Source organism: Acinetobacter sp. AKBS16 (assembly GCF_002899995.1).
Classification (GTDB): domain Bacteria; phylum Pseudomonadota; class Gammaproteobacteria; order Pseudomonadales; family Moraxellaceae; genus Acinetobacter; species Acinetobacter baumannii.
In genome coordinates this window covers 15,941-31,514 of sequence record NZ_POYH01000061.1, presented here as the reverse complement: position 1 = coordinate 31,514, position 15,574 = coordinate 15,941, and the positions used below count along the sequence as shown (strand labels likewise).

The 15,574-nt window shown below is 40.3% G+C and carries 1 protein-coding gene; it reads right to left on the bottom strand.

The window, feature by feature from the left end:
- Positions 1–15,534: a hemagglutinin repeat-containing protein gene (locus C1642_RS10820; protein ID WP_103236316.1), complete on the bottom strand. Its 15,534-nt coding sequence runs from the start codon at positions 15,532–15,534 to the stop codon at positions 1–3.
- Between the last annotated feature and the right edge of the window lie 40 nt (positions 15,535–15,574).

The following is a 15,574-nucleotide window of genomic DNA, read 5'->3' as shown; positions in this document are numbered from 1 at the left end:
TTATTTCCTCTCAAATATAACTTTAGGCATACCACTAGTATTTTCTACTGATTTAACTTTAAAACCTAAGTCCCTCATTGACTTACCTAATGGCGTATTATTAACAGCATCGATCAAATTTCCTGATTTTTTATACGCGTTATCAAAAGCTTCTTTATTTGTTTGTGCTAACTCAGCTTTAGCGGTTTTAATTTTTGAATATCCTATTTTTTCAATAACCTGAGATAACATTTCTTTACCTGTAGCATTACCTGGTTGTAAAGCTGCCATTTTTTGAATGTATAACTCTCCAGAATTTTCATTAAATGAAGAATATAAATATGATTTTGTAAATTTACCATCTTTAGGAATACCGTTACTATCAAATGTTTGTTTTGTTGAAACATCAATATTTTGATATCCATGTGCCTTATTCTCTATATCAACGGTATAATTTAATTTTGGTTTTATAGGAACAAAAGCATTAGTTGACTTAATATCACAACAATTCGCATTATGGACCCATACTCCCAACTCACCAACATGATAGGTATGAAATCCCTCAACTTCAATGTTATAAACCGTTTCCAGTTTGTTCGAAATTAATGCCTGACTTACTATCGTAATCTCTTGATTATCACGATCTAATAAAGTCATACCTGACTGTAATAAAGATGCTTTTAACCAACCTAAATCTTTAATCCAAAATGGATGTTCAGCAGTGGTTTCAAGAACGTCTATCTGTCCTTGTTCATTCTGAACTGTTACATGGAAAATTGGTTGGTCAGCCGTTACTTTCGTTGCGATTACAGGACGATAACCATACTCTAAAGTAAGATCATTTCTTGCCCAAACTAGTTCTCCGCCTACAAATTCTTCTACAGCTTTTAGACCTTGATCTGTTTCAATTAATGTCCCTGCCGTAAAACATGTACTTCCAGAACATGCATGAACTGCATCTTGCATGGCAGCCTTCATTTTGGCTACATCACCTACTTTGCTTGCAGCCTCATAAGCTTTTTCAGCTTTATAAAAATCTTTTGCTGCATCTCCCACTAATGGAACTAATCCCACTGAGGCAAATACATAATCTCCCACCGTTTCTGCTTCTACGAAGCCTTTGATATCTCCAATAACAGGTAAAAAATCTGCTGTTAAACTTCCAGCTTTTTTGAGTATTGTTAATGTTTCATTACGAAGATATTGGCCACAAGCCGCTGAACCTGGTGCTAATCCGGCAGCAGAACAAGAAGCATTTAACTCCTTTTTCATAATTTGTTGGCTTGCTTTTCGCTCGGCAGGAGAATCAATATTATTCTCTACCGCATTCTGACCAATCACACCTGCTAACTGTACATTCGATGCAGAATCTCCGACTGTGCCCCCAACAACTGCACCAATCGCTGCCGTTAAGTCTCGAATACTTGATTTCACATTTTCAGGCAGTAAGTTCGGTTCAAACTCTCCTTTTCCATTCTTATAAGCTGGGTCATCTTTGTACTGATTCGCTAAGTAATCTGCTGCTGCTTCACTTGCAACTGCTGCGCTGCCTCCAGCTGCTGGGTTACCCCCATTTAAGTAAGCTAGCGTTGCACCCAAAATCGCATGACTCGCCAATTGTGCAGCTTTGTTCTTGTCCTCGCCATGTCCAAACTTCTCTCCAATCATATTGGCTGCATAAGGGGCAAGTGTATTAGCTACGACTTGAACGTCTGTTTGACCGCCAAGTGCGCCTGTGACTGCCATGGTCACTGCATTCAGTGCCCGACTCTTGTCTCCGCCCATACCCCAAGCTTGATTCATATCACTTGCCTTAGCGTAGTCAGGTGAATATTGACGTAGATATTCCTCTTGCTTCGCTGAATCAAGGCTTTCGTAATACTTCAGCGCATCACTATCTAGCCCTAGTTGATTAAGTACATTTTGCTTTTCAGCATTTTTTGCTTTTTCAGCCTGTTGTTGCTGATTCTGACTATACGTTCTTGTCGCTGCTGCAATCGTAGAAGTCGCATCCGCTACTGTTTTTTGCTTGTCTAAAATAGTCTGTAAGTTCGGCAAAGTCTCAACCCCTCTGTTGGCTGTCGAGGCATCGCTATGAATACCCAGTTGCTCAACCGTAGTCGACTTACCACCAACTTTAATATTCCCCTCACTTAAAGTCGCATAAGTGGTACTGCTGTCTTTGTCAGACTCATGTTGCGGTAAGCTTGGGCTAAAGCTGGTTGCATTACGCCAATTGTCATTATTGGTTGGTGTTGATGCTTTGCTATCTCCAGTTTTACCTTTGCCTAAACTTGTACCTCCAGACAGGCTAACTGTAGTCGCGTCGTACTGACTTTGGTTCTCGATATTGCTAAAGGTTAAGCGGTTTGTGGTCAGATCATTCTTATCTTTAGTTGCAGTTGAAACAATTGCACCGCCTTTTAAGTCAACACTATCTGCTTTTACATGGTAACCACCGTTTCCAGCAAATAAACCAGACTGTTGATTAACGCTATTCGAATCACCCGAAGCCTTACTACTGCTAAAATTACCAGATGCTTGCCAAGCTGTACCAAACGAAGCTTGCAAGCGCCCGCCTGCTCCAGTTTGTTTGGTATTTTGCTCAACAGTGTCTTGTAAACTTTCAACTTTGAGCTGACCGCCTACATTCGCATCAATACGATCTGCTTTTGCCTGTGCTCCACGTAGTGTGGTGTCACCTTTACTGGTTAAACTGATATTTTTTGCATCTAGTGTTGTTTGGTTATGTGTATTGCTGTCTAAATGGTTACTTCCTTTTCCAAATCCAGCCTCACCATAAATATAAACACCTGTTTGTGCACCAACAGATGCTCCCACTCCAACACTTAAACCTGCATTGCTATTTTTACCATCGGCTTTATTTTGGCTTTGGCCAGATTCCAGCACAATATTTTTTGCAGAATCCAGATTAATCTTATCTTCTGCTTTCACCTGAGTATTTTGAAGGTGAATATCTCCATGAGTACTGGTTAAGTTGACATTGCCGCCAGCTTTCAGGTTGTTTTGTTGTGAAGTGGCATAGCTGCTATTTTGCTGGTTGTTACTGGTACTAAAACCAATGCCAGATTCAGCTTTAAATAGTGCTCCACCTTTTATATCACTATAAGTTTGGTAACCTTGAGCACCTGCTGCAATAGCTTGTAATGCTTGCGTACGGTCATCCGCTTGACTCTTTGTGGCTTTATCCGCTGCATTCACTAAATCAATAAGAGGTGAACTCACACGGCTAAATTGTCCAACTTTTAAGTCTTTGCTATTTTCAGATGAACTTCCCGTATTATGGCCTTCTAAAACCTGAATATCTTGCGCTTTAATATTTAGATCTTTTGCAGCAATAACATCAGCAACTTGTTGGGTATATTGACGACCGGCCTGAATATTCACATTGCCTTCTAAACTACCCACCTGACTACGTTGTTGTTCAACACTATTACTTGTACTTTGGCTCTTGCCACTCATATAGCCATAGAACTGCTCAGTATCTGAAATCTGCGCGCTACCAATACCTTTATTCGAACTCTGCTCACTTTGGCTTTGGCTGTTCTGGCTCGACTTGATATTGATATCACGAGCAGCATGGAGATTCACATCACCTTTTGAGGCAACCGAACTACCTACAATATTAATGTCGCCTTGCCCTGTTTGTAGGGTTGTTTTCCCGCCAACCGAAAGCTGAGTTACCGTAGTTTGTGTATTACGCCCATCACCTTGATTTTTGTTTTTAAATGTTCCGGCAGGTGCAGCCCAATCACGGTTATCAATACTAAAACCACTTTGTTTACGATCAACCGTCTGCTCTGAATGGCTCTGTGCAACATTTAGGTTAATATTTTCCTTAGCATGCAATAAGGCATCACCTTCAGCTGAAAGTTGTGCACCCTGGCTATTAATACTTCCTTCTGTTGCAATAATATTTAAATTGCCTTTAGCCGTAGCTTGGGTAATCACAGCCTGAGTGCTGGATGTATTACTCACCTCATTTGTTTTTTTGCTACCTGCTTGAATAGTCACTAGCGTCATCGCCGCCATAGAAGCCTTACGAGCAGCTTCACCTTGGGCCATCACTTGACCAACGGCGCTATCAGAGAATTGACCATTGTTCATACTGTTTTTGTAAGCAGCTGCAGCAGCCATAGCTGGAGAATAGGTCACGCCAACCGAAATACCAGACTGTTTGCTATGAACTTCTGAATGTTGCTCATCAGTTGTGTAGCCCGCATTCAGGTTCACATTGGCACCTTTAAGGTTCAGGTCTTTACCTGCATCTAAAATAGCGGCTTCTGTGGTCAAATCTTTACCAGCGATAATGGTTGTATCACCTGTTTTGCTACGAATCACACTTTGGGTAAGTGTTGTAGATTTTCCATCCTCTTTTGTATTAAGGCTCGATTTGCCATAGCCTACACTTGCAACACCATCAGAAAGACTCGCTTTAAATCCTGATTTCTTAACTGTCTGCTCAAATTGATTTGAGTACTGATTCTCTGCTGTGGTAATACTGATGTTTTCTTTAGCCTGAATCTGGGTCAAATCATCCGACACCACTTGGCTACCACGAATATTGATATTATTCGCGTCTAGTATGACTTTTTTCCCTCCAATCGTACTGGCAATTGCTTCATTGGCTTGATCATGAATAGAACCTGTATCAGTCTTACTGCTTAAAGTACCTTTACGTTTACTATACCATTGGCTATCTAGCTGACTGGTTTGTCGGCCCTCTTCAATATTCAACTGCTTCACAGCTGCAAGTTGTGTAGTCGCTTGGCTATTTAAACCTGAACCTTTAATATTGATATTCTGACCGTTGATAAGCAATGAGCCTGTACTATTAATCTGACTACCGACATCTTGAGTTTTCTGGCTGACTGAATTATTTCTAGCATCTAAAACTGTGCCAAGTTTATAGCCTGTTTGCACAGTACCGATATCAACATTACCCTGTGTATTGATTAAGGTTGCACCATTGCTGTTATTAATTTCAGCGCCTTTTAATACACTATCACCCGCAACATTCAATACAAATGTCGCTTTATTCAAATCGACTGCCCCGGCTTGAATATCACCAACATATAGACCTGCAACCCGATCCAAACCAGTTGTACTTGCACTGAATCCACCGACTTGCGTATCAGTGGTACGCGTGGTTGATGTGACATTAAGATTCCCACCGACATTCATGGCCATGGCATCTTTAGCTTGAATTGACCCACCAATATTATTCAGGTCTTTTTTACTGGTGATATCAACCGTATTCCCTTGAATACGTCCCATCAGGTTGTTGACATTGTCTGCGGTAATCTGCACGGCCTCACGTCCAGCAATTGTTGCTGTATTGAGTAAATCACCATCCAGATTAAATTTGATGCTATTCCCTGAAAGTAATGTTCCATCTCCTTTTAAATCACCCACACGAGCTTTGACATACACCTGTGGTGCTAAAGCCTTGGTTTGAGTTCCATCTGGTAATGTGACATCTTTTTCAACCAACCATACAATATCACTGGTCAGTTGTGCGATCTGTGCTGGGGTTAAAGCAATGCCCGGACGTAAGCCATATTGTTTGGCATAAGTGACACCGTTATTCATCAAAGCTTTATATTGTTCTTCATCCGAACCATAGCCTTCAAGGAAGCGATAACCAGTTAAATTAGCAATCTGGTCTTGAACCATACGCTGCTCATAAAAACCATCACCCAGACGTTTTTGTTGTAACGCTGGGTCTAACCCTAATGCATCTAACATGTAGTCTGAAGAGAGCCATTGGTTATAATTGGTAAAACTTGGATCAGTTTCGATTAAATAGCCAGCTTTGCTGTCAGCACCCACACGGTATAAGGCATTATTTGCAACTTTAAACTGGCTATTGTTGATCGTACGGATTTCAAGCTGCTCGCCTGTTCCAGCTTGGTCTGGTGCATTTGCTTGATCCGTTGTCGATGCCTCAGACACCTGTTCTGCCGTTTGACCTTGCAATTGCTCCAAAACTGAAACTTGTGTCGTATTGTTTTTAGCCTGAGTATTAGCAGTATCTTGATTGAGATCAGAAACTTGTATGTCTGACTGAACAGCATTTGGCTGTGCAGAAACTAAATCTTGCCCTTGTGCCTTTTGAGCATCTGCTACATCAACTTGTGATGTACTCACAGTCACATCATTATTTTGTGTAGTCTGAGAAATATCAGGGTTTTGTGAAGTCGTTTGAGCATCAGTACCTTGTGCAGTCTGACCAGAATCACTCACTGATAAATTCTGTCCTTGTGATGTTCCAGCCTGTCCAACATCTGTGGTTTGATCTGTTCCTTTTAAACCATTGACATTAGTTGTATTGGTTTGTGCTGATGTTATGTTATTGCTACTGGTATTATTAGATACCCTAGTAATATCTTGGTTCGTTTGGTTAAGCGGATAATGCCCTATCGTTTGACTTACAGGCAATTTGATCGTTTCTACTGAACTAAAACTAAATTGATAATCTCCAAAGAAATCTTTTCCACTACGCTTTTCATAGAGATGTTGCCAACCACTTACATTCGTTTCTCGATTACCAAGAACTTCCGTGTTTGTAATCGTTCCGCCCGTATTCGTTAAATTTCCGCCCGCAAAAATCTGACTTTTATCATTAATCACTTGTGAACCTGATAAATCCATATTACCACCAGCGATAATTTTTGCAGGTGCAGAAGTTAGAACCTGAGTTTCAGTAATAACTTCATCGTAATCATAGCTACTGGAGTCCTCACCAGGATGCATGTATCTAAATACAGTCCCATCAAAGTTGGCCCAAACACCATCAAAATACTTATTTAGCCCCTCTTGACGTGAAACCTCCACCTCATGAGTACTAAAATTCTTATTAATATTATTAATCGTTTGAGTTGAAAGGCGCATATCGCCCAGTGATTCAATCGTTGCACTTTCATTATTAATGACAGTCGCTTGACCTGTGGCTTTACGATTCTCATCTAAAGCACCACCCAAATATAAATTTCCAGCACTAAAGATCAATGCCTGACTGTCATAATCCTGCGTATTCGCCAGATTATTCAGAACATTAACACCTAAGTTCATGTCACCACGTGATGCAATCACCGGTGCAGTGCCATTGGCATCAGGTAAGTTATTTAAAGTGTTAGTACTAATCGCCAAGTCTGTTCCATAAATACGACCCGTACCTTGGTTATTCACCGTATCGGCAGTCAAAGTAGTCAAATCACCATTGATCAACCCTGTATTATTAATCTGCTGCTGAGCTATAAGCTGGGTATCATGACTCTCTATTTTAGCGTTGTTACTATTACTGATATTCACTGCACTGAGTTGTAACTGATTGCCCGCATTAATAGTGCCATCGTTATTGATGTCACCAGCACTGGTTAGGCTCAGGTTTTGATTGGCTTGCAGTTGCGCAGTTGCATTGTGTTGATAACTGTCTTTAAGCTGGATATCAGCATTCCCTAGACTTAACACCTTGCCATCACCTGTCAATGATTTCGCATTGATATTCAGATTTTCACCAGCAAGTAATTGCCCATTCAGGTTATTCATCACAAGCTGGTCACCTTGAATACCCAATTGCTTCACTGCACTGATTTCACTAGATTGGTTATTGAGTTGCTGGCTAATATTCAATTGACTGTTTTGGCTACTACGGATTGCACCCGACTGATTATTTACAATCGCAGCATTCAGGTTCAGATTTCCAGCATCAATACCCTGAACTGTATCAGCTACTAAAGTATTTTGGTTATCGAGTTGCTGAGTTTGAATATCCAGCTGACCTGTTGCCATGATATGGCTGTCAGCATCGGTGGATGCAAGTTTCCCCTGATTATTGATATGCTCAACAGACAGTTGCATATCTCCCATCGACAGGATTTGACCTGACTGGTTATTTAACAACTGATTTTGACCAATGCCCTGTAATTTTAAATTTTGGGCTGCAAGTAAAGTACCACCACTGTTTTGTACTTGATTTGCACTGATATCCAGATTTTGACCACTCGCAAGATAGCCAAGTTTGTTATCCAACAGACCAACATTTTTCAGGCTAAGATTGCCTTGGCTGAGTAAACCACCTTGTGTACCGCTATTGGTGTTGATCAGGCTTTGGCCTTGAGTATCAATCATCATGGCACTATTCGACTGGATCAAGCCTTGATCATTATTTAACAATCCAGACGTAATATTGACAGTATCTGAACTGATTAAGCCTTGCTGGTTGTTTAACGCTTGCAACTCAGCATCAATATCCAGAACTTGCTGTGCAACAATCTGACCTTGGGTATTGTTCAAACCTGCCGCATGAATATTGATTTGATGACCAGAAAGTAATGAACCAGACTGGTTATTGAGAATCTGTTGACCACTGTCTAAATTGAGGCTACCTACAACACTGCCAATTTGACCTTGTGTATTATTTAGGCCCTGACTCGTTAATGTAATATCCTGATTGGCTGTAATTGTACCGGTTTCATTATTCACAAGACCTGTGCTTTGTAATATGGCACTGCCTTGCGCATTAATCTGTCCAGACAATAAGTTATCAATTGCTGCTGCACTGATGTTAAGGTTCTGTCCAGCTTGTAATAAACCTGTCTGATTCTGCAAGACCTGAGTACCAGCCTGAACTGTTAAATCCCCTTGTGTACCAATCTGACCTTGGTTGTTATTCAAACCTTGACTGTTGATATTGATACTTTGATCGCCAACAATTACACCTTGCGTGTTATTGATACTTTGCTGGCTAAGTAAATTGATATTCCCCTGAGTATTAATTTGCCCCACAGTATTGTCTATTGACAATGCTTTAACACTGACATCAGATTTTGCCTGTAAGGTACCAGACTGATTACTCAATGCCTGATTTCCAGCATCAACCGTTAGACTGCCTTGAATGCTGCCGATTTGCCCCTGATTATTATTTAAGCCTTGACTGGTCAATGTTACATTCTGATTGGCAATCATTTGACCAGCTTGGTTATCAACCAAACCCGCACTAATAATATTCAATGCATCTTGAGCACTGATCTGCCCTTGCTGACTGTTATTGATTGAGTTGGCATGAATCTGGGTATTTGCACCGCCGTGAATTTGACCTGTCTGATTGTTCAACACACCATTGATAGTCAAATCAAGATTAGCCTGCTCACCACTTTGAATAATCCCCGCCTGATTACTCAAATTCTGGCTCGTCAATAGAAGTTGTTGGTTAGATAAAATTTGCCCGTTGTCGTTGTTTACATCACCTTGGCTGTTTAAAGTCAACTGATCTAAAGCGCTGATCACACCACTATTCGTGAGGCTATTGACATCAAGTGTAAGTGTTTTTCCAGACTGGATCGCACCAGTACCATTATTTAAAGCCAAATCACCAGTCTGAATCAGAATATCGCCTTGTTCTGTTCCAATTTGACCGGCAGTATTCTCTAACCCTTGGCTCTTCAACTGCATCTGTTTTGTTGCAACAATCACACCCTCTGTATTATTGATGTCTTGTGCAGTTGTAATATTTAAGTCACCTTGGCTATTGATCTGCCCTTGAGCACTATTGTCTACAGAAGCGGCTTTGATTGTAGTCTGACCGCCACTATAGAGCTGTCCAGCTAAACTATTATCCAGTACACCACTTAAATTAAGGTCAAGGTCAGCATTGGTTTGTAATAAACCACCCTGATTATTCAAGTCTTGTCCAACGAATGTGAGATTCGTTCCCGAGATAATCTGCCCTTTAAGGTTATTTAATCCTTGTGTATTCAATACCAATTGTTGTTGAGCAGAGATAAGACCTGACTGGTTATCTACATGTTGAGCATTTAATGTTAAATCTTGAGCGGAGATTATTTTTCCTGACTGATTACTTAAATCACCTGAACCCGCATCTAAGATAACATGACCGGCAACACTACCAACTTGACCTGCATTATTGTTTAAACCCTGACTATTTAACTGTACAGCTTGATTGGCAACAATCTGACCCGCACTGTTATCAATATCCTGATTGATCTGTGCCGACAACTTGCCTTGTGTATTGATTAGACCGGATTGATTCAATAGGCGATCAGCTGTTAATTGAATATCACCTTGTGCCTGTAACAAACCAGCCTGATTTTCAAGTGTTCCTGAACCACTATTAATGTTCAGTACATCATTCACACTCGCGATCTGACCCTGATTGTTCTTAAGTCCCTGACTTTGTATTTGTACCGCATTATTGGCAATAATCTGTCCAGAGCTATTATCCACCAGCTGATTTACTTGCAGATCAATTCCAGCTTCTGAACTGATTAAACCCGATTGGCTATTCACCTGTTCAGCATTCAGCTGAATATCCCCTTTAGCCTGCAAAGTGCCCGATTGATTATCCAGAACACCAGAACCACTATTCACTGTCAATGCATCATTGAGGCTGACAATTTGACCTTGATTGTTATTGAGTCCCTGGCTATTCAAATTGACTTGCTGGTTTGCAGCAATAATACCGCTTTGGTTATTAATATCTTTTGTGGCCTGGATATCTAAAGTCGTTTGACTGTTCAACTGTCCTGTCTGGCTATTGTCCACCTGACCCGCGCTGAGTTGCAAAGCCTGACCTGCAATGACTTTACCTGTTTGATTACTCAATACACCTTGGCCTGCATTCAGAACGATATTGCCCTGTGCACTGCTGATCTGACCTAAATTATTATTCAGACCTGTACTTTTAACCTGAATACCTTGATCGGCAGAGATTATCCCTTGCTGGTTGTTGATTTCTTTCAGGCTTTGCAAATCAATTTTTGCTTGGGAAATAATTTGCCCTTCAGTGCTATCAATCGATAATGCTTTTGCTGTTAAATCAGTTTTTGCCTGTAATACGCCAGACTGATTGGTAAGAGCCTGATCCCCAGCATCAATAGCTAATCCACCTTGAATACTGCCAATCTGTCCCTGATTATTATTTAAACCTTTACTGCTCAAAGTTACATTTTGGTTTGCAACCAAAGTACCCGCCTGGTTATTGATAAGCCCAGCACTAATGATATTTAGTGCATCTTGTGCACTGATTTGCCCTTGCTGACTGTTATCTAAAGTATTCACTTTCAGATTCAAACCAGCACCACTCAGTAAATGGCCTGCTTGACTATTATCTAATGCTCCATTAATTACCAGATCTAAAGCTGAACCACTACCTGACTGAATCATTCCAGCCTGATTATTTAAATTCTGAGTTGTAATTGTAGTGTGAGCATTCGATGCAATTTTTCCAGCTTTATTGCTGATGTCATCAGTGCTTGTAATTGTATTATCGGTAAGCGCAAGAATAGTGCCCGAATCGTTATTCAAGCCACCACTCGTGATTTTCAGACTCGTTCCTGCTTGAAGTGAACCCGAAGTATTTAATAATTTTTCTTTTTGAGCATCAATGGTTAATGAACCCTGAACACTACCAATTTGCCCCGACGTATTATCCAAGCCCTGACTTTGAATGGAAACGTTTTGATTAGCGGCCATTACGCCAGTTTGGTTATTAATTTCTTGTTGCGATAAAACAGTTAAGGCATCTGTAGCATTAATTTGGCCTTTATTACTGTTATTTATTGAGCCTGCTGTAATTTTTGTAGTGTTTCCGGTCAGTTTACCTGATTGACTATTATCTAATGCATCAGTGATATTTAAAGTAAGATCAGCATTTGTCTCAATTGAACCACCTTGGTTATTCAGACTTTGCCCCATAATTTCTATGGCATCGCCACTTTGAATTTGCCCTTTAAGGTTATTTACTTTTTGAACTTTTAAGGCCAAATGTTTTTGAGCGGAGATAAGACCAGACTGATTATCTAAATTTTGAGCGCTTAAAGTCAGATCTTGAGCGGCAAGTATCTTGCCTGATTGATTACTCAAATCGCCTAAACCAGCATCTAATGAGACATTGCCCTGAACGCTACCAATTTGTCCCAAATCATTGGCCAGACCTTGACTCTGTGTAGTCACATCTTGTTTAGCAATGATTTGTCCAGACTTATTGTTAATATCTTTACGGCTTATTAAAGCAAGCGAGCTTTGGCTATTCATGAGACCAGATTGGTTATTAATCTGGTCAGCACTTACAGATAAATCTTTTTCAGCTTGTAGAGTTCCAGAAGTATTATTAACTACACCAGATCCTGCATTGATCGCTACAATGCCTTGGCTACTACCAATTTGGCCACTGCTATTGTCTACACCATCAGAAGTAAGAGTGACATCTTGATTCGCTACAATTTTACCGGACTGGTTATTAATGATTCCCAAGCTGGTCAGAGTTAATGCATTTTGTGCAGAAATGAGCCCATTTAAACTATTATTAATAGAACCAGCTTGAATAATGCCATTCTGTCCTGCGTAAATTTTGCCTGATTGACTATTATCGAGTAAGCCTGCCACATCAAGTTGTACATCATAATTAAGAGCAGAACTTAACTGACCACCCTGATTATGAAGAGTAGTCGTTTTTAGTTGTAAACCCGATTGGCTCTGAATAAAACCTAATTGGTTATTCATTTGATCTTTAATCGCTAAGGTGAGCGGGTTTAGTGTTCCGCTCTGAACCATTTGACCTTTTTGATGACTCAAACTATCTGCAGAGATATTGATCTGATTCGCCGAAGTAGTTGCTCCATCTAATACAACTTGTCCACCCTTCAATAATAGCTGTCCATTACTGAGAATCTGGCCTTGTGCACCTTGCAATTGATCGGCAGTGATATTCAGTTGTTGATTCCCTGCATGGATAATCTTTCCAGTTTCATTATTCAGAGCAGACGTGTTCAGGTTAATTGAAGATGCATTACTGCTAATTTCACCTGCTTTGTTATTTAAACCGTTCACAAAATCTAGGGTAAATTCATTATTGCCCGTATGCTGAATTTTACCTTGACTATTATCTAGCTGTTTTGCTGTAAGGATGAGGTCCTGACTACTCAATAGGCCTTGCTGATTATTAATCAAATTCTGGCTAGTCAGTTTAAGTTGATTCTGGGCAACTACGCTTCCAGCCTGCGTAGAGATGTTGCCTGTCACACTATCTAGCTCAATATTTTGTGCCTGCAATTGACCTTTTGCCGCATCAATATTGCTTTGCGCTTGTACTTTTAAATTACCGCCAGCTAAGGTTTGCCCATGTAAACCGACTTGATCTGAACGAATAGTCACATCACCAGCATCACCTAATTTACCTTCACGATCTAGGCCCGCAGCAATCAATCCACCTACACTATGTTCTAAAGTTGAACTGGTAATCTGGACATTTTTTCCAGCCCCCAAAGTACCAGCATTCTGGATATTTTGCCCTGTAACTGTTAAATCCTGATCAGCATAAACACTACCCGTGTTTTTAAGTTGATCATGCTGTAGCTTTATTGATTTAGCGTGAATCTGACCTTGAGTATTATCAAACTGCTGGGCAGTACTGTTTAAATTTTGCTGAGCTGCGATAGATCCCTGATTGTTATTAACCGTCACATGTTTCTGTTTAATTTGGTCTGCAACAATTTGTCCTGATGTATTATTAAGAGATTGGCTATTCAGATTTAAATTGGTTTTAGCCTGAATGAGCCCCTCAGTATTATCAATCGCTTTATTCGCTTTAATATTTACAGCTTGGTTTTCTGAATACACAACACCTGACTGGTTCTTCAAATCACTTGCATTAACGTTGACAGTTGCTCCACTAGCAATTTGTCCATCAACATTATTCAACTCACCACTTACAGCTAAATCAAGCTGTCCAATTGACTGGATTTTTCCGCCTTTATTGTTGGCAGACTGAGTTTGAATATTAAGAGTACTATTAGAAGCAAGCTGACCTTGTTGGTTAGTGAAACTTGAGGTTTGGATATCAGCACTTTTAACTGTGAGCTCACCTTGGTTGTTATTAAAGCTATTCCCTTTAATATGAATAGCACCCAAATTCAGTTGACCGCCTTGGTTATCTAGACCATTTTGGCTATCTAAATCTACACCACCATTGGCAATGATCGCCCCTTGGTCATTATTTAGTTGTTCCTGAACATGGATATAACCTTGGTCATAAGTTTTTGGGGTCGTATCTATTGGAGTGGCAACTTCTAAACTTCCGCCATCTTTGGATGGATCAGTTGGAACTGTCGGAACACTACCACCCGTACCGCCACCTGTCGTATTCTTGGCAATTCCGATTTTACCACCAAGGTTTGTCATTGAACCCGACTTTAAATCAAGTCCTTGTATGCCTGTTTGTTCGATAGAGCCCCTATTTTTTAGATTTTTAGAATTAATCGCTATTCGAGCAGCATTTAACGTACCACTATTGGTAATAGTATTCTGATTTTGGAGATGTAACTCATCTGCACTACTGATTAGACCAGAGTTATTTAAATTTTGGCTCTCAACTGAAATTTGTGAAGTTGCGCTACTGATATTACCTGTATTCTGGATATTCTGAGCTTTCAGTTGTACCTGATCTTTATTCGCGATCAAATTACCATTATTAACAAGATCACCATTTGCATTCAGAGTAAGGGTGCTTTGAGTGCTATTAATCGAACCAGCATTACGGACACCTAACCCTTGCTCTGTTCCTACCAAAAAGATTTTACCGGCATACATTCCACCTAGCTGGCCTACATCTAAGGCAAAGTTTGGTTGAGGTGTAGATGTAGGCCCTGTAGTTGCTGTAATTTTAGGAGTAACTTGGTCTTTGACTTGAATGTCATTTTGTCCAAGTACCGTGCCCAATTCATTTGCATACAAGCCAGCATTGACTTTTAAGGCACGTGCATAAATATCGGTATATGGTGTTAAGCTTCCATTTAAGCCTTTACCTTCAATCGTAACCTGACCTTCACGAACACGGAATGATTCAAGATAACCTTGATTCATTACCGCTTGTCCGGTTGTTAAAGTAAAACGGTCTGCGTTAATCACACCACAGCCATCACAGATCAAACCAGATGGATTCGCAATAACAACTTGTGCTTGTTTTCCAGCAACCTCGATATAGCCTTTGAGTTGACTTGGGTTACTGCTATTGACCTCGTTCAAAATAACTTTGGCTTCACCTGTTGCAAGCCATGGGTTGCCTTGTACCCACCCACCAATCTGGGTTTGAGTGTTATTACGTGAGTTATTTAAAATGGCACCTTCTTGACCAACATCAAACTGCGTATAGGTATTCCGCGAAACACCACCTGCACTTGGTGTCTGAATATTGACTTGAGTTGTTCCATTTGCACTATTTAAAATAGTTGGCTGCTGTGATGTCGGAGCACCTTTGTCTGCAATAATCTGGGTTTCAGCCACACTGCTCATTGGCAAACTAATCACCAATGCTCCCAAACAGCCAATTACTGCAAAGTTAAGTGGATTTAGTTTTTTATAATGAATAGGTCTTACAGAAGACGTCACCGAATCTGTTTCCATCATTCCCTGACTTTGCCCGGCTTGCTTAGTTTTACTTTTTACAATCTCAGCAACAGCAATAAACATACCGCGAGCATGACTAAAAATAATACGATAACGGTTCTTATTCATTTTAAAATCTCACTAAATCTTTTTTTAATACAGTTAATTG